Source organism: Rhodococcus sp. 15-649-2-2, from assembly GCF_002258645.1.
GTDB lineage: Bacteria > Actinomycetota > Actinomycetes > Mycobacteriales > Mycobacteriaceae > Rhodococcoides.
The window spans coordinates 111,538-135,481 of record NZ_NPFM01000001.1; the positions used below are offsets into that span (position 1 = coordinate 111,538).

At 63.1% G+C, this 23,944-nt stretch carries 25 protein-coding genes and 1 pseudogene; 16 read left to right on the forward strand and 10 right to left on the reverse strand.

The window, feature by feature from the left end; all coding sequences use genetic code 11:
* Positions 1-5: 5 nt before the first annotated feature.
* The gene (locus CH305_RS00555; RefSeq protein WP_143545215.1) at positions 6-305 is read right to left on the reverse strand and encodes a hypothetical protein; all 300 of its coding nucleotides are present in this window, start codon (positions 303-305) and stop codon (positions 6-8) included.
* A gap of 481 nt (positions 306-786) precedes the next feature.
* On the opposite strand from CH305_RS00555, the gene CH305_RS00560 reads away from it, so the two are divergent.
* Complete coding sequence (locus CH305_RS00560) at positions 787-1,413, forward strand: hypothetical protein (RefSeq protein WP_143545216.1); 627 nt, start codon at positions 787-789, stop codon at positions 1,411-1,413.
* Complete coding sequence (locus CH305_RS00565; RefSeq protein WP_094702007.1) at positions 1,410-2,603, forward strand: PrsW family intramembrane metalloprotease; 1,194 nt, start codon at positions 1,410-1,412, stop codon at positions 2,601-2,603. Before CH305_RS00560 ends, CH305_RS00565 begins: the two co-directional genes overlap by 4 nt.
* A gap of 40 nt (positions 2,604-2,643) precedes the next feature.
* On the opposite strand, the pseudogene CH305_RS00570 reads toward CH305_RS00565, so the two are convergent.
* Together CH305_RS00570 and CH305_RS00575 are read right to left on the reverse strand one after the other, a co-directional pair.
* Positions 2,644-2,892 (reverse strand): annotated as a pseudogene (locus CH305_RS00570) (phosphoketolase); the annotation flags it as partial.
* 74 nt (positions 2,893-2,966) lie between these two features.
* Positions 2,967-3,380 carry a MarR family winged helix-turn-helix transcriptional regulator gene (locus CH305_RS00575; RefSeq protein ID WP_094608209.1) on the reverse strand — a complete coding sequence of 138 codons (414 nt, stop codon included), beginning with the start codon at positions 3,378-3,380 and terminating at the stop codon, positions 2,967-2,969.
* Between the two features lie 50 nt (positions 3,381-3,430).
* Between CH305_RS00575 and CH305_RS00580 the strand changes: the two genes are divergently transcribed.
* Positions 3,431-4,207 (forward strand): alpha/beta fold hydrolase, encoded by a 777-nt coding sequence (locus tag CH305_RS00580; RefSeq protein ID WP_094702009.1) that lies wholly within the window; start codon positions 3,431-3,433, stop codon positions 4,205-4,207.
* A 42-nt stretch (positions 4,208-4,249) separates the two neighbouring features.
* On the opposite strand, the gene CH305_RS00585 is transcribed toward CH305_RS00580, so the two are convergent.
* Complete coding sequence (locus tag CH305_RS00585; protein WP_094608211.1) at positions 4,250-4,702, reverse strand: MarR family winged helix-turn-helix transcriptional regulator; 453 nt, start codon at positions 4,700-4,702, stop codon at positions 4,250-4,252.
* 62 nt (positions 4,703-4,764) lie between these two features.
* On the opposite strand from CH305_RS00585, the gene CH305_RS00590 reads away from it, so the two are divergent.
* Entirely contained in the window at positions 4,765-5,133 is a 369-nt protein-coding gene (locus tag CH305_RS00590) for a VOC family protein (protein WP_037176283.1), read from the forward strand.
* Positions 5,126-5,620, forward strand: a complete 495-nt coding sequence (locus CH305_RS00595) for an EVE domain-containing protein (protein WP_256983419.1) — start codon at positions 5,126-5,128, stop codon at positions 5,618-5,620. The genes CH305_RS00590 and CH305_RS00595 overlap by 8 nt, the downstream gene beginning before the upstream one ends.
* Positions 5,621-5,745: 125 nt before the next feature.
* On the opposite strand, the gene CH305_RS00600 is transcribed toward CH305_RS00595, so the two are convergent.
* On the reverse strand, positions 5,746-7,221 hold the full coding sequence (locus CH305_RS00600) for an MFS transporter (protein ID WP_094702011.1): 1,476 nt from the start codon (positions 7,219-7,221) through the stop codon (positions 5,746-5,748).
* Between the two features lie 285 nt (positions 7,222-7,506).
* Here CH305_RS00600 and CH305_RS29670 point away from each other — a divergent pair, with 285 nt between their 5' ends.
* The 7 genes from CH305_RS29670 to CH305_RS00635 all read left to right on the forward strand — a co-directional run bounded on the left by CH305_RS29670 (position 7,507) and on the right by CH305_RS00635 (position 15,571).
* A complete protein-coding gene (locus CH305_RS29670; protein ID WP_306436906.1) occupies positions 7,507-7,911 on the forward strand; it encodes an alpha/beta fold hydrolase in 405 nt (134 codons plus the stop codon).
* A gap of 224 nt (positions 7,912-8,135) precedes the next feature.
* Entirely contained in the window at positions 8,136-8,363 is a 228-nt protein-coding gene (locus CH305_RS29675) for a hypothetical protein (RefSeq protein WP_306436907.1), read from the forward strand.
* A gap of 259 nt (positions 8,364-8,622) precedes the next feature.
* Positions 8,623-9,804 carry a lipase family protein gene (locus CH305_RS00610; RefSeq protein ID WP_094702013.1) on the forward strand — a complete coding sequence of 394 codons (1,182 nt, stop codon included), beginning with the start codon at positions 8,623-8,625 and terminating at the stop codon, positions 9,802-9,804.
* Between the two features lie 754 nt (positions 9,805-10,558).
* Positions 10,559-11,245, forward strand: a complete 687-nt coding sequence (locus CH305_RS00620; RefSeq protein WP_256983420.1) for a DUF3159 domain-containing protein — start codon at positions 10,559-10,561, stop codon at positions 11,243-11,245.
* A gap of 86 nt (positions 11,246-11,331) precedes the next feature.
* Positions 11,332-12,054 (forward strand): MerR family transcriptional regulator, encoded by a 723-nt coding sequence (locus CH305_RS00625; RefSeq protein WP_094702017.1) that lies wholly within the window; start codon positions 11,332-11,334, stop codon positions 12,052-12,054.
* Between the two features lie 39 nt (positions 12,055-12,093).
* Complete coding sequence (locus CH305_RS00630; protein ID WP_256983421.1) at positions 12,094-13,662, forward strand: alpha/beta hydrolase; 1,569 nt, start codon at positions 12,094-12,096, stop codon at positions 13,660-13,662.
* Positions 13,663-13,684: 22 nt separating this feature from the next.
* Complete coding sequence (locus tag CH305_RS00635) at positions 13,685-15,571, forward strand: S9 family peptidase (RefSeq protein WP_094702021.1); 1,887 nt, start codon at positions 13,685-13,687, stop codon at positions 15,569-15,571.
* Positions 15,572-15,648: 77 nt separating this feature from the next.
* Here the strand turns inward: CH305_RS00635 and CH305_RS00640 are convergent, their stop codons facing one another.
* Positions 15,649-16,290 (reverse strand): TetR/AcrR family transcriptional regulator, encoded by a 642-nt coding sequence (locus CH305_RS00640; protein WP_218828557.1) that lies wholly within the window; start codon positions 16,288-16,290, stop codon positions 15,649-15,651.
* A gap of 122 nt (positions 16,291-16,412) precedes the next feature.
* Between CH305_RS00640 and CH305_RS00645 the strand changes: the two genes are divergently transcribed.
* From CH305_RS00645 to CH305_RS00655, 3 genes are all read left to right on the forward strand, one after another.
* A complete protein-coding gene (locus CH305_RS00645) occupies positions 16,413-17,954 on the forward strand; it encodes an alpha/beta hydrolase (RefSeq protein WP_094702025.1) in 1,542 nt (513 codons plus the stop codon).
* A gap of 179 nt (positions 17,955-18,133) precedes the next feature.
* Complete coding sequence (locus tag CH305_RS00650) at positions 18,134-18,775, forward strand: hypothetical protein (protein WP_094702027.1); 642 nt, start codon at positions 18,134-18,136, stop codon at positions 18,773-18,775.
* Between the two features lie 22 nt (positions 18,776-18,797).
* Positions 18,798-20,381, forward strand: a complete 1,584-nt coding sequence (locus CH305_RS00655) for an alpha/beta hydrolase (RefSeq protein WP_218828558.1) — start codon at positions 18,798-18,800, stop codon at positions 20,379-20,381.
* 984 nt (positions 20,382-21,365) lie between these two features.
* Here CH305_RS00655 and CH305_RS00660 read toward each other — a convergent pair.
* The 4 genes from CH305_RS00660 to CH305_RS00675 all read right to left on the reverse strand — a co-directional run bounded on the left by CH305_RS00660 (position 21,366) and on the right by CH305_RS00675 (position 22,529).
* The gene (locus tag CH305_RS00660) at positions 21,366-21,602 is read right to left on the reverse strand and encodes an integrase core domain-containing protein (protein ID WP_094702029.1); all 237 of its coding nucleotides are present in this window, start codon (positions 21,600-21,602) and stop codon (positions 21,366-21,368) included.
* A gap of 12 nt (positions 21,603-21,614) precedes the next feature.
* The gene (locus tag CH305_RS28845) at positions 21,615-21,827 is read right to left on the reverse strand and encodes a DDE-type integrase/transposase/recombinase (protein ID WP_179278131.1); all 213 of its coding nucleotides are present in this window, start codon (positions 21,825-21,827) and stop codon (positions 21,615-21,617) included.
* Positions 21,800-22,069, reverse strand: a complete 270-nt coding sequence (locus CH305_RS00670; protein ID WP_094702033.1) for an IS3 family transposase — start codon at positions 22,067-22,069, stop codon at positions 21,800-21,802. Before CH305_RS00670 ends, CH305_RS28845 begins: the two co-directional genes overlap by 28 nt.
* 154 nt (positions 22,070-22,223) lie before the next feature.
* Complete coding sequence (locus CH305_RS00675; protein WP_094702035.1) at positions 22,224-22,529, reverse strand: transposase; 306 nt, start codon at positions 22,527-22,529, stop codon at positions 22,224-22,226.
* Between the two features lie 98 nt (positions 22,530-22,627).
* Here CH305_RS00675 and CH305_RS00680 point away from each other — a divergent pair, with 98 nt between their 5' ends.
* On the forward strand, positions 22,628-23,911 hold the full coding sequence (locus CH305_RS00680; protein ID WP_143545217.1) for a hypothetical protein: 1,284 nt from the start codon (positions 22,628-22,630) through the stop codon (positions 23,909-23,911).
* Positions 23,912-23,944 lie beyond the last annotated feature (33 nt).

The window sequence follows — 23,944 nt, forward strand, 5'->3', positions numbered from 1 at the left end:
CGAGCCTAGCTGGCGTCCTCGGCCCGAGGGCACAGAAGCGGCGGGATGCGCTGCATCGGCGGGTCGGCATGATCCGTCAACGTCGAAAGAAGAACGTTTCCGCGCCGTCTGTGCGCCACGCTCAGGTGCGAACGTGGAATCTTGGCGAGTAGTCCCAAGTTCTGCCATGATCCGAACAGCTTGGATCGCTTGCGCGCCAGTGCATACAACGTCGTCTCGGACATCGCGAGTACCACCGATGGAGTCATCTTCTGACGTCGAGCCGCGTGAAACCGCAAGGGCCACATCGAGAATCCGGACACCACCGACGGACTCCTGCGCACCCGCCCGGGCTTTGCTCTCACGGAACCTGACTTGTCGGTCGCATGTCGGGTCCGGCCCAATATTCAAAGGCCGGGCCGTACCGTTCACCGTACGAAGAACGACGTTGCTGCCCGGCGCTTTTCTCGAAATCCAGGAACCATCCCTCGGAACAGCAATGTAGGCACCTTGGTTTCGCCCTCTCCCCTCGCCCGACCACTTTTTGCATTACGTGCTGTCGCGGCTATCGCGAATGCCGTCTGGCGACGAGGGCAAACTTCTGATTTCTTCGTAGTAAATGTACTTTCAGTTTTTTTCGAGCAGAGCGACAGCGGATACCCACGCGCCTTTGATATCAATGAACTCGGTGATGAACGACCGCGCACTGTTGCACCGCAAGCACCACTCTGCTCATTCCACCCCTGTTGGACTGCACCGATCACGAGGTCCATGTGCACGAACAACACTCGGCACCGAGGAGTACCCGTGACACAGATACATGTTGCGCACCACGAACATCGGGTGCCGGCGGAGCATCGTCTGCTCGGACTCGACCGACGCTCGTTTCCACCGGCGCTCTTCGTCGTCGCGGTCTTCGTAGTGCTGACCATCTTCGTGCCACGTGTCAATGCAGCCATCGGCTGGGACGATCCCGTGGTAGCCGGCGAGCAACTCGCGATCACCGACACCATCGTCTTCACCCCGGCCACCGGCTGGGATGTCGAAGCGGGCTTTCGGGCAAACGATCAGGGACGCAGGTCCGGCGACGCCACCATCGCCGGGAAGGGCGTCACCTTCCAGGTCTCGCCGGACACGTTCGACGGCACTCCCGGTGAATTGTTGGACCAGGTAGAGAAGGTCACCTCCCGCACCGAAGACCCGACCTTCCGGGTCGACGGCGACCGGACCACTCTCACCACGACGGCGGGCGAGACGGGTGTCGCGCAGCCCTACAGCAGTGTGACCGGCGACGGTGTGGTCGCAGCATTCGTCATCTCCGGTACCGGCGTGAAAATCACCGCCTACGGTCCTCCCGCTCAGATGACCGCAGCCGTCGACGACATCCAGAGCATGATCGCCAGCATCCGGACCGTAGACGGGAACAACTCATGAGCGAGACCGGTACCGACACCACGCGCAGCTCCGAGTCTTCCGAAGCCCGCCAACGCCAGGCCCGTGCGATCGAGGTCTCCGGCTGGGGTGAGCGTTTCCGCTTCGTGCAACCCCACAATCTTTCGTTCTGGGTCTACCTCGCTTTGACTGCGATCGGCGTGTTCCAGGCGTGGGCGTTCTTCGCGCCGTCGGCCGGTCTCTACGCCGACGCTTTCGCGATCTCGGCAATACTGTGTGGTTTGTGTGGGCTGGCGTGGTTCGCCTGGTTCCGTCATATCGACCGTTGGGAGCGCCAGCCAGGCCGCCTCGTTCTCGCTGCGCTTCTGTGGGGCGCTATCCCGGCAACCTTCGCGTTCGCCTACACCGTGAACACCGCGATGCTCGGCATCTACTCCAAGCTGTTCGGTCAGGTGTGGAGCGCCGACTGGGCAGCCGGTGCTACTGCACCGATCACCGAAGAGGCCGCCAAACTCTGCGGATTCATCCTCCTCATGGGCCTCGCCCCGCGATTGATTCGGACCGCGAACGACGGTCTGATAGTCGGCGCGTTCCTCGGACTCGGATTCGCGGTCTTCGAGGATTTTCTGTACGCGGCCAACTCCACTGCCCGGGCGTTCGGTACCGATCCGGTCGGTCAGGCAGTGCAGATGTCGTTCACCCGCATCGCAGTCAGCTTCGTTTCCCATCCGCTCTTCAGTGCCCTCGTCTGTACGGGTGTCATCTACATCATCGGCACCGCGGCCCAGCCACGCCGGATCGGGCGCGGCCTGGCATTCGTCTTGTTCGGCATGTTCCTGCACTTCACCTGGGACGACGCCACCGGCCTCGGTATGGGTGGCATCTTGACCTTCCCCGTCATGATCGGCTCCATCGTGCTCGGGTTCACCGTGCTGACCATCGCGTTTCGACGAGCAGCGCCGCGCGAGTACCAGTTCGTCCGCGACATCCTCGCCCCCGAGGTCGAAGCGGGGACCGTGACCGACGCAGAGGTGGACGGCATCCTGGAGAAGAAGGCGCGCAAGGCGTTCATCAAGTCCGCGCCCCATCACAAGTCCCGTCGAGCACGCAAGCATCTTCGGCGCGCGATTCTCGACCTCGCCCACGACCTTGCCAGCGGGAAAGGAGCCGACACCGAGGCCGTGCGTCACTCTCGCTCGGAGGTCGAGCGTCTGCGCGTCAAGGCCGGCTGACCGACAACCGAACAGAATCGGTGTGCGGTCGATGACGTCGATGGCGACGGTCCATGTCATTCATCGTCACCATGCCGAAGGGCGTGGTGGTCATTCCCTCCTCCTTGTAGCCCCACACGTGAGGATGCGTGTTGTTGGCTCGGCGGTAGGTCGGACAATAGATGAGCCATGGGTAACCGTGATAGGCGACGATCACAGGCACGTCCACCCCGAAGGGACTGTCGTACTCGCGTTGCGGCATCCAGTGCGGATGCTCGGTCTCGTCCTGCAGCCGCATGAGGGTAAGGACCGTACGGTCACTGGGAGCACACGGAGCGGAGTACGCCTCGCTGACCGCCGCAGCGGCACTCGAGACCGTCCAACTCAAGGCTCTTCGGTGAGATTGCGAAGAGTCCGAAGTAGTTCGCGGCGTTGCACTTCACCGAGTGGCGCGAAGAGGCCTTCCAGCGTTTCGCGCGTCAGCTGTCGACCTTCCGTGAGTGCGCGCACTCCCGCGTCGGTCAGGACGTGTTCCACCCGGCGTCCGCGGCCCGAGGAGCGTCTGATGAGCCCTCGCTCTTCGAGCCTGCCCGCCAAAGTCCCGAATGCCTGATCGCTCTGAAAGGTCGTCACAGCGAGCTCGTGCCCGGAGGCACCCGGCATGCGATCGATCGCGCGCAGCGCATCCCACTGCACGAGGCTGACACCTATCTCGCGTAGAGCAGCGTCCATCGCGCGGTGATTTCGATACTGCGCGCGCTTGATTGCCTGTCCGAGGACTTCGAGATCGGTAGCCATGGTGCTACCGTATCAATATCATTATATAAACATATTGATACAGGAGAATCATGAACGCATCGTTGCCGATCGACTTCCCCGTCGCCTCGACCGCTCACCTTCGGTCACGAACCGCGCTGGTACTGCACGGCGGCGGCGGACCTGGAACCGTTGCTCCCCTAGCCGGACACGTCGCGCTCCACCGGCACGTGCTGACACCCACCCATCCTGGCTGGGACGGCACCGACCGTCCGGACAACATCACCTCGATCGCGCAACTCGCCGCCGGTTACCTCGCCCTCTTGCGCGAGCGCGGGTACACCGACGTCGTGGTGATCGGGTCCTCCATCGGCGGGTGGATCGCCCTGGAAATGGCAGTGCAGGCCGCCCGTGCCGAGCAGTACCGAACATCGATCGGAGCAGTGGTCGTCATCGACGGCGTCGGAGCGATCGTGGACGGAGAACCTGTCGCGGATTTCTTCGCCCTCGACGCTCGCGAACTCGCCGACGCCGCATGGCGCGACCCGCACCGTGGATACATCGACCCCGGCACTTTCACCGATGAACAGCGAGCGATGCAGTTGGCGAATAGGAACACCATGGAAACCCTGGCGGGCAGGAACATGAGCGATCCGACTCTGATGGCGCGGCTCGACGCAATCACAGTGCCGACGCTCGTGGTGTGGGGAGAGAGCGACCGAATTGTCACACCGGCCTACGGACGGGCCATCGCCGACGCGATCTCCGGCGCGCAGTTCGTCGAAATCGCCCACGCCGGACACCTGCCCCACTTGGAAGCGCCGGACGCGACCTGGACGGCTATCGATCCGTTCCTGGCGGACATCTGAAAGTTCATCGGACAATGCGCGGGCCGTCGAAGAGCCGTTGGGTCAACCGTTCGGATGGTTCAGCGACTCGATGATGGTCGACAGAATGCGCCGGGTCGCGACCTGGTCCTGATCGGACAACCCTGCGAGCATCTGCTTCTCGATTGCCCTGACGGCCACCGTCGCCCGGGCCAATCTCCGTCGCCCGGCGGCAGTGAGACTGGTGGGCAGGGCCTTGCCGACGGGTGCGCGAGCGGGCCGACTTACATATCCGTCGCGTTCGAGTGACTGCAGGAGAACATTCATCGCCTGCCGCGTGACAAAGGTGCCCCGTGCCAGATCCGAATTCGACAGGCCCGGACGTTGCGACAGAAGCTCGAGGCACGAGTAGTGGGTCACCGTCATCCCGAGGGGCCGAAGGGCCGCTTCCATAGCGGCACGAAGCGCACTGGAAGCCTCCTTCAGTTGATATCCCAGAGACGTCTTCAAGTCGATACCCTCATCCGCTTGACTCATGTCAGTAGTTTGACATAGCTTGATGTGTGTCAACAAACTGACAAACGAAACGGAGCATCACCATGGCTGTCACCGGACCCGACTTCATCAACCTCCAAGCAACCGACCTCGCCGCATCGCAGTCGTTCTACGAGCACTACCTCGGTCTCGTGCGTTCGCAGGCCGGCCCGCCTCACGCCGTCGTTTTCGAGACGTCCCCGATCGCATTCGCGCTCCGCGACGTCATCCCCGGCACCGACATCGCGTCCACCCCGCAGCCCGGCATCGGTGCGGCAATCTGGTTGCACGCCACAGATGTTCAGGCCATCCATGATGCCCTCGTCGCCGATGGCAAGACGATCGTCTCCGCGCCGATCGACGGACCCTTCGGCCGCACGTTCACATTCGCCGACCCCGACGGCTATCACATCACCCTCCACGACCGTGCCTGAACCGCGCACGAAGATCATGACGAGCCACACGCCCCCGAAGACCCGCCCGAGGCCCGCCACGGACAAGCCGGAGCAGCGGTTCTGGATCAACACCGTCAGCCTGGACCACGTCGAGGCAGCCACCAAGGGTGGCTTCACGCAGGCCGATCACGGCGCGAGAACGCGTCTCGGTCGACCTCGGCCGGGCGACGAAATGATCTTCTACTCCCCCCGCACGAGCCTCCAGAACGGTACTCCCGTCCGACAATTCACAGCATGGGCGACCATCACCGGGGACGAGCCCTATCGAGTCGACATCACCGAGAACTTCCGGCCGTGGAGACTGGCCGCCACGTTCCACCCCTGCACACCCGTGGACGCACGACCGCTTGTCGATCGACTGTCGTTCATTCCAGACGCTGCCCACTGGGGTCTTCCCTTTCGTCGCGGACTGTTCACCATTCCCCGAGAAGACTTTTCGATGATCTGTGCCCGGATGCGCCGCTGACCTCTCCACAACCACGTCACACCGCCAACGTGGATGGAGACGTCACAACGGCCACCATGCTCACAGCCGACTCGGCGAGCAAAGCAACCAAGTCAGCGCGCCTCGATTGATATCTCCCTGAGCGATCAGAGTCCGCCACGGCCTGACCGCGCCCGGGTCATGCCGAGCAGCACCAGCGCTGCAGCCGCCGCCGTGATGACGAACCCCGCTACGGTCACTCCGGTTTGGAAAGAGGCCGCTTGCTCGGCGCTCCACGTGGTACTCGAGATGTTGCCCGTGAAGAGAGCGGCGAGGATGGTGCCGGTGACGGTGATCCCGACGCCGGTAGCGACCTGACTCGATGTGTCGACCATGGCGGCCCCGATGGTGGTGCGGCTCTCCGGGAGACCTGCCATGACGTTGGTACCTGCGACGACACCGACTATGCGCATACCTACCGCGACGAGGACGAGGGCAAAAGCGACCCAGACATACCCGAATCGGCTACCAACGGCGAAGACGGCCAGCCCCAGCACCACCGCCGCCGCGCTCATCCAGGCGGCGTGGTTCATCCCCACTCGTCGCAGGAACGGTGCGACGAGTCGGCCGCCCACGAGCAGCACAACGACCTGAGGGAGCATCCCTATCGATGCGAGGGCCGGCGACCATCCCCATGCGAACTGCAGCTGCAGTGTGACCATGTAGCCGAGGCCGGCGATGGCGAGACCGGACGCGGCTTTGTAGGCGAGACCGCTGGACACGAGGGGAAGCGCGACGAGTTTCAGGTCCAAGAGCGGGTACCTTGCCGTGCGCGCGCGGACGACGAACAGCGTTGCCGCAGCGAGGGTTCCGGTAGTTGCTGCCCACGGCGTCCATGATTCGGGACCCACCTCGACGAACAGGGTCGGCGCGACGAGCGCCAGGACGATGGTGGCCGTCCCGAAAAACGCCCCAACGACATCGAGGGGGTCGCGGTGCAACTCCTCGGGAAGGTCTTTCATGACGCCCACGCGGATTCCGATGAACGCGAGAATCGCAATGGGTACGTTGATCACAAGCAGGACCTGCCAGGGCGCGAAAGCGAGAACGAAGCCTCCTGCGGTCGGTCCGATCGCCAACCCGACCAGACCGACTGTCGATATCAGGGTGAGGGCTCGAACGCGTAAGGACTCCTCACCGAAGAGCCGGAACGCGAGCGCCATGGAGCCGGGGGTGGTCATGGCCGCCGCGACACCCATCGCGGCACGCACTGCGATGAGCTGCTCGGGAGTCTCGACGACGGACGTAGCCGCGCTGGCAACCGCCAGTAATACCAGGCCGCTCAACATCATTCGACGTCGCCCGAATCGGTCTGCGATGGCACTGAACAGCAACATCAGTCCCCCGAACACGACCGCGTACACGCCGGAGACCCACTGCAGCGCGGTGGTCGACGCACCGAGTTCACGCCCGATGGTAGGAAGGGCAACGTTGAGGATCGAGTTGTCGAGCATCTCGAAAAGAAACACTGCAGAAAGGCCGGCCAGTGCTACCGCGGCGGCTTTCAAAGTCTGCGGACGGTGCCGCGTCGAAGAGGCCTGCGCCTCATCTGTGTTGGCTGGTCGCTCATTTTTCAGGCTCATACACGTCTCCATCCAAGGGAGAAGTGGCAGCTCGGTGAGCGGCGTATGAACGGGGCTGACAGCCCTCGCTTTTACTTCCGGTAATCCGACTCTAACAGGCAGCAGCAAGCGAGGGGAGCCCGACTTCGTTGCTGGAATGTTCCGGATTTCCGCCCCGACCGGGGTCCAAAACCAGCCGGCTACCGGACCACCAGATTCGGCGATTCGATGTGAGCGCGCGTGGCCGGTGCACACAACTATCACGATGATCTAATATCTCGACTATCGAGACACTTAGGAGGTTCGGTGAGTCGGTTCTCTGATAGCACCGCAGCTGAGAGATTCTTTTCGGCCTACGACCGCGTGCTGGGGAAGTGGCCGCTGCCCATCGACACCATCGACGTCGAATCCGACTACGGCACAACCCGAGTCAACGCCTCCGGACCCGCCGACGGACCTCCGGTGGTGCTGCTGCCCGGTGGCGGATCAACCTCGACCGTCTGGTTCGCCAACGTCGCGGCCCTGGCCCGGGAGAACCGGGTCTTCGCAATCGAGCCGATGGGTGACCCCGGACGAAGCGTGGTCGGTCCGAAAACGATCCGCACGGTCGATAACCTGATGTCCTGGCTCGATCAAGTCCTCGAAACACTCGTTGCCACGCGAACTTCGGTGGTCGGACATGGGTACGGGGCAACGGTGGCGCTCGCATAGGCGCTGCACCGACCGGAGCGCGTCGGCGCGCTCGTCCTGCTGGATCCCCCTTCGTGTTTCGTCGGCATGCGGCTGGCGTATTTTCTGCGCGCGGTGCCACTTCTGGTGCGACCGACTCGCGAACGGATGCGTTCTCTGATCCGGTGGGAAACGCAGAATTCGCAGCGCGACGCCGACTGGCTCGACCTCACAGAGCGAGGCACCGACTCCCGTCGGCGAAACCAGTGGTTCCTCGCCGCCCCAAGGGAGGTCGATGGGCGACGCTGTCCGCGGACGTCACCGTCGTCTTTGCCGGTGAGAGTGAGGTGCACAACGGTTCTCGTGTTGCCGAAGCTGCTGGGAAAGTTCTCCCGAACGCACACACCGTCGTCCTGACCGGCTGCAGCCACCACATGCTGCCGATGCTCCCGGCCGGGGAACTCGATGCCGTGCTGCTGACCGCCCTACGTTGACACATGTTGTCTGATCACCGCCAGCTGTATCTGGGCAGCGATCGAGAGGGCGGGAACCCGCTGTTCTTGTTCACAACGCTGGATTCGTAGGAACTTCGATGCCCCAGTCGGACTCGAACCGACACTGTGCGAATTCCAAGGGAACCAGGGGCCGCGGGTGTGACCCGCGGGGACGTCCCCATTTTTGCGTTCTCCGACCACCTCGCACTGTACGGTGACCGCGGGGATGGATACGGTTCGAGAAGAATGTCGGGGGATCATGACTCTGTTCGGTGTGCTCGATCGCGTACTGACTCGACGACTGCCCCTGGAGTCTCCGGACGATCCCCATGCCGCTATCCTCCCGACGCCGATCGACAACGACGCCTTCTTCCTCACCCCTCCCGGCATCGAGGACCTCGCGCCCGGTGCGGTGATCCGGCAGCGCACGACTCGCGGTCTGGTGCCTCGGCCGCGAACCGCCCTGCATCAGTTCATGGTGCGATCGACCGACGCGCGGGGTCTCCCCGCCGGCGTCACCGCCTCGCTGCTGATCCCGAGGCGGCCGTGGACCGGCCGCGGACCGCGGCCCGTCGTCGCCCACAACGTGGCCATCGATTCTCTCGGAGCCAAGAGCACGCCGTCGTACCGGCTCGTGCACGGTGTCGGTGCCGACCTCCCGCCGGTGATGCCGCTCTGGCTCGCCCGCGGATACGCCGTCCTCGTCGCCGATCACCAAGGCCCGCGGATGTCGTACTCCGAAGGCACGATGGCCGGGCATGCCGTCCTGGACTCGTTACGCGGGATGGCGGTCGTCGCCCCGGAGCTCGCCGACAGCCCAGTGGTGGCCTACGGCTATAGCGGAGGCGCGATCGCCACCACGTGGACGGCACAACTGCAGCCGAGGTACGCGCCGGACGTGAGGTTGGTGGGCGCCGTCGCCGGTGGAACACCCACCGACTTCTCGATGCTGCTGGACACCATGAACGGCACCATCGCGGCCGGCCTGCTGGGTGCGGCGAGCATGGGTCTCGCGCGTGAGCACCCCGAGATGGTCGAGCTGTTCGGCCCGAAGGCGCTGCTGTTGGCGTCCTGGGTCAAGGACATGTCCGTCCTCCCCCTGGCCTTGGGCGGGTTGGCACACATGCGAATCGAGGACTTGGCGTCCGAGCCCGACCCGTTCGACTCCGACATCGCGCGGCGGGTGATCGCCGCGAACCGTCCGGGTGCCGAAGCGCCGTCGGCACCGGTCGCGTTCTTCCACGGTTCCGAGAGCAAGTGGATCGGCGATCGCTTCATCCCCGAGGCCGGCGTGACTGCCCTGATCGAGCAGTGGCGCACCAAGGGTGCCGACGTGCACTACGAGCCCGTGGCGGGCGACCACTTCATCGGTGCCATGACTGGACTTCCGTTCGTTTTGCGTTGGACCGCAGGGCAATTCGCGATCAACGGTTCGGGTTAGCTCACCGAGGCGACATAGCGCTGTGACCTGAGGAATTCTGGTGCCCCCAGTCGGACTCGAACCGACACTGTGCGGATTTTAAGTCCCTAGAAGTGGATCCACCCAGACTTCAGAGGACTCGATATTTGTTTATTCACAACGCTTTTCGTGCATGACCGTCCAGCCCAGTCCAGGTCCGAACGTACCGACTTGTGACACTCTCGTGACACCGAACTGCCACCGATTCTCCGACACCGGACAGTCCTGATCGGTGTCGGACAGCCACGGTATCGGATGGACGAAGAGCGTCCTGGCGATCGACGCTCTGTGCGGACTCGTGACAACGAGACTCATTCGTCGCGAATCCATATCGCCCTCGAGTCAGTGGGACCGTGCGACTGCGGGCTCCACAGCGACGACTTTGCATCAGCGCACTTCAGCGTCGAACGGGCAGGTTTCGTCGCTGCCCTTGTACCGGCCGGGTTTCGCTACCCGGCCGCCTGCTTGATCTGTCTTTGGAGTTGCGGAGCCGCCAGAGCCGCGGTGCGCCTGGAGTGCTCTGGCGGTTCAGCAAAAAACCAACTCTCTCTGACGCAGTCGACGCTGTTCTCGGGCCACCGACCTAGCGGTCACGCTGCCAGGACATGACATCTGTCATGTCCTGCCGATGATGTTGTCACCACATCCAATGTTTGTGTGCACTGTTGTGTCCCGGTCGCCGAGACGACAGTAGGGGATGCACAGAGCGAACCGAAGCATCGACGAGGAGGGCACCATGAACAGGCCGGAATCGACATCGGACGACAACAACGAGACGCAGACGGTTCCCGGTGGCAAGACCACCGAAAAGACCGATGCCACAAAGCTTCTACTCGATAACCTCGGCGGAACCAGCGGAATGATCTACACCGCTGTTCCGGTCGTGGCATTCGTCACCGCCAACGCTTTGGTGGCCCTCCCCATCGCCGTCGGCGTCGCGATCGCCATCGCGCTGGTGATCACTGTTCTTCGCGTCAAGCGAGGCGAGCCGATCGCGCAGGCCAGTGGCGGTCTCCTGGGCGTCGTTGTCGCAGGTGGCGTTGCGGCGTGGACAGGGTCGGCAGGCGGATACTTCCTCATCGGCATCTGGCTGAGCTTGGGCGGAGCCGCACTGATGCTGATCTCGATACTCGCCCGACGGCCGTTGACCGGACTGCTGTGGAATGCGCTGCACGGCAACGAATACAGGTGGCGGTCGAATCGCTCCGTCGCCCGCGCCCACTACATCGCGACGTCGACATTCGCCGTATTGTTCGGTGCCCGCTACGTCGTTCAGGACTGGTTGTACAACACCGACGCCACCGGTTGGCTGGCGTTCGCCCGGATCGCAATGGGCACCCCGTTGCTCGCACTGGCAGTGCTCGTCACCGTCTGGGCCTTCCGCCACTCCACAACGCAGTTGATTCACCCGAACCCTGCGTAGACCCTGCTGCACGAGTTGGCCCTTGACTATGCCGTTAGGTCACAGTCCACACTGATTCCGACCGAAACGATCCGGAGGAGAGCGATATGGGCTGGAGCACCCGGCAGATCGCCGACCTCGCCGGCACCACCCTGAAGTCGGTGCGGCACTATCACGAAGTCGGACTACTCGATGAGCCCCAGCGTGCATCGAACGGCTACAAGCAGTACGGCGTCCCGCATCTCGTACGGCTGATGCAGATCAGACGCCTGACCGATCTAGGATTTTCGTTGGCCGACATAGCCGCTCTGGGAGATGGGCGCGACCATCCCGAACAGGCACTGCGCACCCTGGATGCAGAACTCGGGGCGACGATCGAGCGCCTTCAGCGAGCACGGTTGGAGATCGCGATGCTTCTCCATGAATCCCTTCCGACCGATCTGCCACCCGAACTCGGATCCGCTGCAGCACATCTGACGACAGCAGACCGACAGTTCATCACCTTCGCCAGCACGGTACTGAACCCGACGGCCCTCGACGCCTACTGCGACCTACTGCGGTCCACTCCGCAGCTACCCACCGATGCCGAGTTCGACGACCTCCCGGCCGACGCCGACAGCGACACCACCAGAGATCTGGCGGAACGGATGGCCCCACACGTTCGTCGGCTGGCGGCTCGTTTCCCGGACTTGTTCGCCGGCAACGACGCCGACCACGAAAGGAACCAGGTGAGACGCACACTCGCAGTCGCCGTGGAGGATCTGTACAACCCCGCCCAACGCGACGTGCTGCGACAGGTAGCGGCACTCAACGCCGCCGATTCCGAATAGATCACCATCACAATGCAATTCGACAGGAGCCGACCGACCATGCCCATATTCGACAACAGGAGAGCCAGATGGTTCGCTGCAGCGTCAGCGTCGACACTGCTCCTCGGTGCCTGCAGCCAGTCGCCGCCGGAACCGGACGCAGACTCCAAGCCGGCGGCCGATCTGCAGCAGTTCTACGACCAGACCGTGGCATTCGAACCGTGTGCGGGCTACGGCACCACCACAACCGACGACCAACTGTTCGCCAGCGACCCCAGGTTCGAGTGCGCCCGCGTGGACGTACCGCTGGACTACAACGATCCGGACGGGCGCACGGCGCAGATCGCGCTGCTCAAGGCCCCTGCACGCGGAGAGAAAGTGGGCTCGCTACTGCTCAACTCCGGCGGGCCGGGTGGGCCGGGGATGAGCATGGCGGCGTCAGGTGCGACGTCGACGTGGACGCAGAGCCCGCTGACCGAACGATTCGACCTGATCGGATTCGATCCCCGCGGCGTCGGTGCATCCACACCTGCCATCGACTGCTTCACCGATGAGGAGCACGACGCAGGAGAGGCCTACACCACGGTCCTCACCGGCTCGAGAACCCTCACCGAGGACGGTGCACGGCAGCTGGTACGCCAGTGCTCCGAACGATCCGGCGGCGACGACGTCCTCCAACACGTCGGAACGCGTGACGCGGCCCGCGACATGGACATTCTCCGGGCCGTTCTCGGCGACGACACCCTGAGCTATCTGGGCCAGAGCTACGGAACACGACTCGGTGCCGTCTACGCCGAGATGTTTCCGGAGAACGTGCGCGCGATGGTCCTCGACGGCGGAATCGATCCCGGGCAAGGCACCGCAGAGCGCAGGATCTACCAGTACACCAACTTCCAGAAGGCATTCGACGACATGGCGGCGTCATGCGCGAACGCCCCGGACTGCCCGTTGGGCACCGATCCGAGCAGGGCTGTCGACAATTTCCAACAGATCGTCAGACCGTTGATCGACAATCCGATCGTCACCCCCGATGGTCGCGCCATGGACTTCGACGCCGCATACGGTGCCGTGATAGCAGGGCTCTACGACTCCTCGGCGTGGCCGGTCATCACCAAGGGCATCGCCGAACTCCAAGCAGGACAGGCCGATACCCTTCTGAAGATCAACGATATCTTCGGCGGACGCGGCGCCGACGGCACCGTTCCGAACTTCTCTGAGGCGCTGCACGCGATCAACTGCATGGACGAGCAGCGCCACACCCCGGCACAGGAAGTGGACCTCAAACGGCAGATTCAAGAGATAGCACCGTTCACCGACGCGGGCCTGGGACCGGACGGCGCTCGCGATCCCTGCGAATTCTGGCCTGCAGAACCGACTCTCGACATCCCGTACGCCGCCGACGTCGACGGACTACCCGACACTCTGACCATCTCCGTGACCGGCGACCCGTCCACTCCGTACGAGGGAGGCGTCAACTTGGCGAACACCTTGGGCGGCTCGCTACTCCCCGTCGACGGCGAACAACACACCGTGGCGTTCGGCGCAACGAGCACCTGCGTCAACGACATCGTCGCGAACTACCTCGTCGATCTCGAATCCCCACCGACCGACGCCCGCTGCGCTCTGTGACAACCGAACGAAAGGACCAACCATGACTACACCCCCACTGATCTCGGTCGAGGATTTCTTCGGCCCACCCGTTCGCTCCGGTGCCTCTATTTCACCGGAGGGCAACAGGATGGCGTTTCTCGCGCCGTGGAAGAACCGTATGAACGTGTGGATCGAGGACCTGTCGCCCGGCAGCAAACCACGCTGCGTCACTGCGGACGAGACACGCAGTGTGCACGATTTCCAGTGGACGGACGGCCCCCGCTGGCTGCTGTATCTGCAGGACACCGGCGGTGACGAGAACAACCACGTGTTCCGCGTCGACCTGGACGACCCCGATGCCGTAGCAGTCGACCTGACACCGTTCCCCGGTTCCCGCGCGGTGTCCATCGAACCCGTGCGGGGCAAGGCTGGGGTGTACACCGTTCTGATCAACGCCAGGACCCTCGGCGAGTTCGACCTTTACCAAATCGAGATCGCCACAGGTGAACTGACGATGATCAGGCAGAGCCCCGGCGTCGGCCGGTACCCGATGCTCGGTGCCGACGGCGACGTATTCGTCTTCGCGATGACCACGGCCGGCACCATCGACATCACGCGGTTGGACGAGTCCGGCGCAGAAACCACGGTGGCGTCGTTCGACGGCACCGACTACCCGATGGGTATCAGTCCGATGCAGATCACCGCGGACGGTACCGGCATGTGGCTTTATTCCAATCGAGGGCGCGACTTGGCCTATCTGATTCGCCTCGATCTGAAGACCGGCGAGGAGACGATCGTCGACAGTCACCCGACGCTCGAACTCGACGGGGTGCGACGAGCCGTCGAGCAGACCTCGTCACCGCTGATCTGCGACAGTGCAACAGGAGAGCTCATCGGTGTTCGGTATCTGGGAGAACGCCAGGTGATCCATGCACTGGAACCAGGTTTCGCAGAGATCCTGAAGAATCTGGAGCAACTGTTCGACGGTGACATCGGAGCACTGTCCTCCGACGAGAGCGGACAGAGGTGGATCGTCAGCTTCGTCCACGACCGCGATCCGTCCGTCACTTACTACTACGATCACGCGACCGGATCGAGTCGCCAACTGTTCCGCCCGTACCCACATCTGGATCCCGAGGACATGGCCCCGATGGTGCCGGTGAGCATCCAGGCGCGCGACGGACTGACTCTGCCGTCATATCTGACGCTTCCGGTGGGCGTGAAACCCGTGGGCCTGCCGCTGGTTCTGGTGGTGCACGGCGGCCCCTGGTATCGAGATTCGTGGAACTTCGATCCCATCGCGCAGATGCTGGCGAACCGCGGATATGCAGTGTTGCAGGTCAACTTCCGCGGGTCGGTCGGGTACGGCACAGCACACATGAACGCCGGGGTCGGCGAATTCGCGGGCGCGATGCACGACGATCTGATCGATGCAGTGAACTGGGCAGTCGATGCGGGATACGCCGATCGCGAGCGGGTGGCGATCATGGGCGGCTCCTACGGCGGCTATGCGGCGCTGGTGGGTGCATCGTTCACTCCCGACACGTTTGCCGCGGCGATCGACTGCGTGGGCATCTCGGACCTCTCGAACTTCATGCGGACCCAACCGGCCTTCATCGGTCCGGGAATCATCAACAGCTGGTACCGCTTCGTGGGCGACCCCGCTGATCCCGATCAGCTGGCCGACATGCTCGCACGATCACCCATCTCCAAGCTCGACGCGATACGCGCCCCGCTCCTGATTGCGCAGGGGGCCAACGATCCTCGGGTCGTCAAGGCAGAATCGGACAATGTCGTCGAGCACCTGAGGTCGCGTGGTGTCGACGTCGACTACCTCGTGTTCGACGATGAGGGGCACGGATTCGTCAACCCGGAGAACAGTATTCGCTACTACCACGAGGTGGAGAAGTTTCTCGCCGAGCACCTCGGCGGCCGTAGTCTGCAGTGATCGGCAAACACAGTGGATGTCGATGCGATTCGACAGGATGTGACACCGGGCAATCGAACTCGAGCTCGTCGTCGAAGTCAGTCCGAGTCGCCCTTCGGTGTGGGTGCAGCGGTGCGAAAGAGCATCGAAATAGCGTGCTGCAGAACGTCTGTTTCCGAGCGAAGTCGAGCAGCGTCGGTCGGGAGGGCTCGTGCTACGGACAGCCCGTCGAGTACCACGTTGAGGTAGGCGGCGCGCTGGGTGTTGTCGCCCGGCGGCAGGGCACCTTCTTTGTCGAGGACGTCCAGCCAGTGTTCTATGTGCCGGAGTCCGGCCGCGCTGAGAGCGAGGTACGTGTCGATGGCATCAGCGTTGAGCTCCGAGCTGAGGTACGTGCCGAACGTCCGCCGCCACGTATCTCGGGCTTGCTCACCCGTCCCGGAGGCCGACAACACCTGCTGCATACACGCCAATAGTCGCCCCTCGGCAGGCACAGTGGCGTCGTCGATGACATTTTTGTTCGCCACCAGCCCGGTGATTCCCGCGGCGACTTCGTCCATCAGTGCTCGCTGCGTGGGAAAGAAATGACGCAGTGATCCTGTACTGACCCCGGCTCGCGCGGCGACCGCTCGGACGCTGAGCCGGGTACCCGGATCCTCGGACACCATCGTCGCGGCTGCGATCAGAATCCGATCCCTGGTGCTGGGTTCGCTTGCGCGAGTCTCCACATTGTCCGACACCTCCCCGATCCTAATACAGCGTGCTATCTTGAGCTCACTATTACGCTGTACTAGTCGCGCCGCGGGGGAGAACAACACAGCGCTCGCACCCATGCCGCCGAGCCTCTGAGAGAGGAATTACGATGCTCCACACTCGATCGCGCCGGACGTCAGTGCTCGAAACCGCCGCAGTGACAATGGCCGGATTGTGGGCCCTCACCTCATGCAGCGCACCGTCCTCGGTCGAGCCGCAGCCTTCACCTGCACCGACCCGCTACGAACAACAAACGCTCGACTTCTCTGCGTGCGACCCTGCTGTCACAGGCATCACCGACCACAGGGCCGAATGCACAACGCTCGAAGTACCGCTCGACTACGGCAACCTCGACGGACGCACCATCGAGCTCGGCATTTCCCGCATTCGAGCCACCGGAAACGATCGCGTCGGATCGGTCGTACTCAATCCCGGCGGCCCGGGAGCCCCGAGTCTCGGATTCGTGACCGCGGTCGCAGACTCCTGGGGGAACGGTCCCGCTCGCGAACACTTCGACATCGTATCGATGGATCCACGTGGCGTCGGGAGCTCGCAACCGGCCATCGACTGCTACACCGACCAGGAACGAGACGATGACGCCATCGTGTCCGGAGTTCCCGCTGGGGCGTTGGCCTGGACCGCGGAATCGACCCGCTCGGTTCTCGATCAGTGCGCTCGACGCAGCGGCGGTATGAATGTCCTGGGACAGATGGGTACCCAGAACGTGGCCCGAGATCTCGATGTCCTGCGCGCGGCGCTCGGCGACGAGCAGCTGACGTTCCTCGGTGCCAGCTACGGAACACGTTTGGGCACGATTTATGCGCGACAGTTTCCGCACCGGGTCCGTGCGATGGTTCTCGACGGTGCAGTCGACCCGCGCAAGAATGTTCTCGAACGCCAGATCCAGACGTTTTCCGGCGTACAGCGTTCCTTCGACGAGCTGGCTCGGTACTGCATCGAACGAGGAAACTGTCCTCTGGGAAGCGAACCGGCCCAAGCGACCGATGCGACCCAGAATTTGCTTCGACCACTTGTCGACGATCCGGTCCGAACTGCTGACGGTCGTCGGCTGACCTACTACTCGGCGATCGAAGCCATCACCCTCGGTCTCTACTCGAACCAGGCCTGGGACAGCGTCATCGGCGGTTTGGCCGACCTTCGGGCCGGACGCGGTGAGGTACTGCTCGCGCTGCGAGATCTCTCGGCGCAGCGCGGACCCGACGGAACGTATACCAACTCTTCCGAAGCCACTCTCGCCATCAACTGCCTCGACGAAATACGACCGACACCGGAGCAAACGACATCCGCCGTCGCCGAGATCAATTCCGCGGCACCGTACATGGATCCAGGTTTCGACGTGGACACACACTACGGGTGCGAGGGCTGGCCTGACGAACACGTACTCGACTATCCCTACGGCGAGAACATCACCGGCCTCCCGCAGACACTCGTGGTATCGGTCACCGGCGACGGACTGACACCACACGAAGGCGGTGTGGCACTGGCAGACAACCTCGGCGGGCGGCTCCTCACCGTAGACGGCGAACAGCACGGCGCCACCACCGCAGCGAACCCATGCGTCAACGCGATCGTCGAACGCTATCTGGTCGATCTCACCACTCCCGACGGCGACTTGCGTTGCACTCTGTAGAGCCACGACCGGCACGACGCTTAGCACCCAGCATCGCCGCGGCCCAACGGATCTGGGTACATGTCTGGTTGCTTCTACTCAACATTCGCGTCTGCTTTTCCGTGACCATGTTCCATCACAGTGTGCTAGCGTCATCGGCGACTATCACGCTGTACTAGTAGAGATCGAGGATCGAGGAGATGGGAATCGAACAGTGGCGCTACCGCCGCATTCGCGCCGGATCGGGTGAACCGCTCCGCCGCTACCGCTGGTGGCAGATGTTCGGCAGATCGCTCCGGTCGATCACGCTCACCGCACCCGACGGCACGACGTCGATCTATGCAGTCGATGTACGACACATGGGCGACGCAAAGGACGGTGAGGTGCGCGCTCGCCTCTACGTCGACGGGGCTCTGCAGTCGTACGCGAGGGTGCCGACCCGCTTCCCCGTCCCCGGTGGGCACATCGAGGTCGCACCCACCGGATTCGGGCTCAAACGATGCCTTTACGAGCGTGAGGACGGCACCGAACAACAGCTCTCTCCCGATCCCGCATCCGCAGAGGGACGCCGCGCTCGGCTGCACCACCGGCACCCCGGTCCCAGTCGCGTCATCGGTCTCATCTCGATGCTGCTCGTCATCGGCGGCCTCTGCGTGGAGGTGCCGCAGATCATCGCGTCCCTCTCTCTCATTCCCCCCATTGCCGACTCGATCGGAACATTCACCTCACCAATCCGACTCCCGCTCCACGTCAACCTGCTCATCGGATTCGCCGCCGCCATCGGCAGCACCGAACGAGCTCTACGGATGCGATCGAGCTGGATCGACGAACTCGCCAGCTGAACCCCGCCGAAGGAACACCACCATGACCGACACAGATACCCGACCGAAGAACGACGAACGACGGCGATTGCCGAAGCCGGTGATGGCGGCGGCCGCCGCTGCGTCAGTGCTCCTCCTCGCCGGATGCTCCAGTGCAGCACCGAATGATGACGACAGCGCGAACGGGATTGGCCTCGAACGGTTCATGGAGCAGGAGCTCGCGTTCGGGGCGTGCGACGCCAGCATCGTGGACTCCCAGCCGCCCGTTCCCGAAGTCATCGAGGCGGCAGAGAAGGCGAGGTGCGCGATGCTCACTGTCCCGATGGATTACGAGGATCTCGACGGCGGGACCATCGAGATCGCCGTGTCCCGCATTTCCGCCACCGGCGACAACCCGATCGGCTCTGTCCTGCTGAACCCGGGCGGTCCCGGAGCGGCGGGGACGACGCTCGCCCCGCTGGTGAATGCCCTGTGGACGGGAGGCCCCATCCCCGAACGCTTCGACATCGTCGGCTTCGATCCGCGTGGAGTCGGTCTCAGCAATCCGGCAATCGACTGCTATTCCGATGAGGAGCGCGACGCCGATGCACCCCTGTCGGCTCTCGGCAAGTGGACCGAAGAATCTGCGCGCGCCATCGTCGACAAATGCGCTGACGGCTCCGGGAGCGAAGAGGTACTTGCCCACCTCGGGACACGGGATGTCGCTCGCGACATGGATGTGCTCCGCTCCGCACTCGGCGATGACAAGCTCACCTATGCGGGAGTCAGCTACGGCAGTCGACTCGGTTCGGTGTACGCCGAGATGTTCCCCGAGAATGTCCGTGCTCTCGTTCTCGACGGCGCGGTGGATCCACTCATGGACACCGCGGATCGCAGGATCCAGCTCAGTGAAGGAGTTCAGGCTTCGTTTCAGCGTTTCGCCGACTTCTGCGTGACGCAGACCGCGTGCCCGCTCGGAACCGACTCGGCGCGGGCGACCGCTACAGCGCGGGAGCTCCTCCAACCTCTCGAGGAAGAGCCGCTGGTGGCCGCTGACGGACGAAAGGTCGGCTTCCTCGCCGCCAGCGAAGGAATTGTCTCCGGCCTCTACTCCGAAGCCAGCTGGCCCGCCATCGTCGCGGGGGTGACGGAACTGAAAGCCGGACGGCCCGACGCTCTCCTCGCGATTCGCGACGGGTACTACGGCCGGTCCGACAGTGGGGAGTACACCAATTCGTTCGAGGCGCTCTTCGCCATCAACTGCCTCGACGAGGAACGGTTCACCGGAGAAGAGATGACCCAGCTCGGCCGCGATCTCAACGAGGCCGTGCCGTTCCTCGACCCCGGATCCACTCCCCCTGCGCAGGACGGGTGCGAGTTCTGGCCGGCCGAACCCACACTCGGATACCCCTACGCCACCGACATCGACGGCCTTCCCGAGGTGCTCGTGGTCTCGGCCACCGGGGACCCCGTGACGCCTCACGAAGGAGGCATCAGCCTGGCCGACACCCTCGGTGCGCGGTTGCTCACGGTCGAGGCCAACCAGCACGGGACGCTCATCTCCGCCAACGCCTGTGTCGACGGGGCGCTCGCCGACTACCTGATCGACCTCGAACTGCCGGATGAAGGTACACGCTGCACCATCTGACCCTGCTGCTCAATCACGAGCTGCCGCAATCGCATCGGTGTGCAGCGCATCGACGTGGAAGGTCGCGGGTGTCGAGCAGGTTGAACAGGTCAGCAAGGTCCAGTTGTGACAGCCTGGTGACACCGAGCCACACGCGAGGAAAACGGTCCGCCAAAAAAACTAGGCCTGAGCTGCACGAATACGAAGTTTTGACGCCGGAAAGTGTCGAGAATACGCGGATCTGAAATCCGCTGTCTCGGTTGTCCACTCAGATCCGCAGAAAACCACCCAAGTCCACTCTACCACCCGAAAAGCACTGTCCTGGTCCGAAAATCTGGATCCATATGGACTCCAGTGCCCCCAGTCGGACTCGAACCGACACTGTGCGAATTTTAAGTCCCTGGAAGTGGATCCACTTGAACGCCTCTGGACTCGATATTTACTTATTCACAACGTTTTTCGTGCATGACCGTCCAGCCCAGTCCGGGTCCGAACGTACCGACTTGTGACACCCTCGTGACACCGAGACACCGCGGGTTCGTCAACGCAAGACGGCCGTGATCGGTCACGGACAGCCACGGTACCGGGTGGACGCAGAGCGCTAGATTGTAAAACCACTTTGTGCGGACTCGCGACAGCGAGACCCTGTAATCGAGCAGGCACAGAGCCGTCCGGTGACACGGATTTCGGCCTCCGACCGCGAATACGATGCGCGAAACATCCACAATGAACCCGTCACGATAGTGCCAGCCACGCGACGCATTCCCGAGCACAATGCAGTGCACAGCGACTACGGCTAATCGAAGCGATGAGATCGTCACTATTCGTGACCGGCCTTGTCGCGTATCGATTCGATGTCGGCGAGATCCGTGTAGTCCAAGGCATAGGTGAGTTCGCGTGATCACCGACAAGGCCGAACAATAGCTCGGTTTCAGCGCAAGAAGTGTGAGGTTCCCCCCGAAAAGTGGACAGTGGCTACGCGGCCATGATGGGCGCGTTCAGTGACTATCCGTAACTGTGAGGGCTGAGCATTCCGATTGTGGAGTGCCGTCGTCGAGTGTTGTAGAAGTTCATCCAGTTGTCAACTGCAGCAATCAATTCGGTCCTGTACGCGAACGTGTGGCGGTAGTAGTACTCGTGCTCGAACGTCGACCACAAGCTCTCCGCGCCGGCGTTGTTCCAGCAGATGCCGGTCTCGCCCATCGAGCGCCGCAACCCGTAGCGTTCGCACGCTTCCTTCATGATCGCAGCGGTCTACTGGCTTCCCCTGTCCGAGTGCATGATTGTGCCCGCAACATCGCCGCCACGTCCTGCAACTCCCATGTCCAGAGCGTCGAGGACGAGTGCGGTGCGCATGTGATCGGCGACGCCCCACCCGAGGACCTTTTTCGAGTGCTCGTCCTTGATGGCGCACAGGTACATATCGCCCTCTCCGCAGGTCAGGTACGTGACGTCCGAGGTCCACACCGCATCGACGTGCCCTGATCGAACCGGCGTTGCACCAGATCCTCGGGGAACGAGACGAAGGGGTCGACCACGGTGGTACGGATCTCGAACGTGCGTGGGCTGATCCCGACGACGCCGAGGGAGCGCATGATCTTCGCGACGGTTTTCTCGGTGATCACCTCGTCCCAGTCATGGAGTTCGGCGGTGGTTCGGGGTGCTCCGTAGACGCCTTTCGACTGCCGGTGGATCGCCAGGATCTTCACCTCCGATCAGCGCGTCGTTGTTCTCTCTCTGCCAATCTGGTTGTCACACTGCGTCCTTGGTGTTTATAGAAACCGGATGTCGAGACCTCGAGCAGTCGTGCCATCCGGTGGACTGCGGAGTTCGCGTACTCCGCGGCCATCAACGAGTAGAGCTCTACTCTTGTTGATTGGCTGCGAAGTACGCGGACGCTTTTTTAAAGAACGCGATGTCTTTCTCCTGCTCGGAGACCTGCCGGCGTAACCGGGCCAGCTCGGTGCGTTCGGCTGCTGTGAGCGGTTGATCACCTGAGGTGGCGGCGGCCTCGATCCGGCGGCGTTCGTCGGCGACCCAGCGGCCGAGCAGTCCTTCGTTGATGCCCAATTCGCGGGCGACCTCGGCGATGGTGCGGCCGGAATCGATCACCCTCCGGGCGGCCTCGACCTTGTACTTGGTCGTGAACGACCTGCGTTTGCGGGACATGAGGACACCCTTCAAGCGGAACCCTCGGTCCCGCTATCTCGGTGTCCACCAACCGGGGTAAACCTCAGCCGACAATGCTTCGTGCGACGCTGGCGGTTGTGACTGACGACGCTGCTACATCTCAGCAACCGACCCACCCCGACTGCGACGACCCTGATCGGGTCGAGGGCGTGGTGGCGTTCTCGTTCGTGCTTCCGTTCCTGCTTCCACTGGAACCGCAGGCAATACCGATCGGCGTCGACGAAGAGTACTTGCGTATCCGCGGCGTGGCACCGGCCGAGTTCGACCGGTCCTGGATGCAGATGCCGTGCAGCTGCGTGGCGATCTGGTCTGTGGTGACCGACGAAACCCATCCCGTCTACGAGGACACAAAGGTGGCATCCGCCGCGCTGGCCAAGATCACCGGTCAGGACCCTCAGCCCACCCCACCGCTCAGCGAAGACTTCGGACAGAAGCGCTCGACTGTAGTCGTTCTCATCCCCGTCAAGAACCGTGCTGCCGCCCTTACCCCACCGCGCGACGGCAAAGTAGATCCGCTGACGCTCGCACACTGGCTGATCGCTGATGCCGCGCGATCGTCACGGATAGCCTCCATGGTGCCGATACCAGAGCTTCACTACCGATCGCTGAACCCGATCGTTCCAGCCACGTTTGGGGTGATCAGTGAAGCCGGAGAGATCAACTTCAATGAGAAACAGACTGCGATTTTGCTGGACCACCTTCCCTCGATGCTCCACTCACCGGAGCCGGTCGACCCAACTGCGATCGGCAAGATCTTCCATGAACTTACTCGCGGCAGCATCAGCGCGCTGGTACGCGATCACTTCGCTCGCGCGTACGCCGAGCACTCCGCTGGTGACCGCCGCGCGTCAGTGCTCAGTCTTGCCATCACGTGTGAGCTAATGCTCGACAGCACCCTCGCCGCGTTGCTCTGGGAAGAAGGCCGAACGCCCGCCGAGGCCGCACAGATATGGGCCGCCACGAGTTGGATCACCGCACGGGTGAAAACCCTATATGCGGGCCGCCTCGGAGGCAGTTGGCACGTCGACGGTGACGGTCCAGTGAGTCGCTGGCGAGAGCACATCGTCGATGTCCGCAACAGCGTGATCCATTCCGGACGCGCTCCATCGGAACCAGAGTCGGAGAACTCCAATGCGGCGGCATCGGAATTGCTGACGTTCGTGAGCAAGCGGCTGGTGCTGAAGTGGAAGGCGTGCCCGAAATCGATGGCAGTGCTCTGCGGACCGTCCTCCGTAGAGCAGCACGCGTCGAAGAAACAACGGGACAACGTCCATGCAGAGCTCAAACGATGCTCAGCGTTCGCCGTCGAGTTTCATCAGTGGCGCGACGAGTGGCTACGCGAACGAGCGATGCTTAGCTAAGAAGCCACGCGTACCCGGACCAATCTTGGCGCA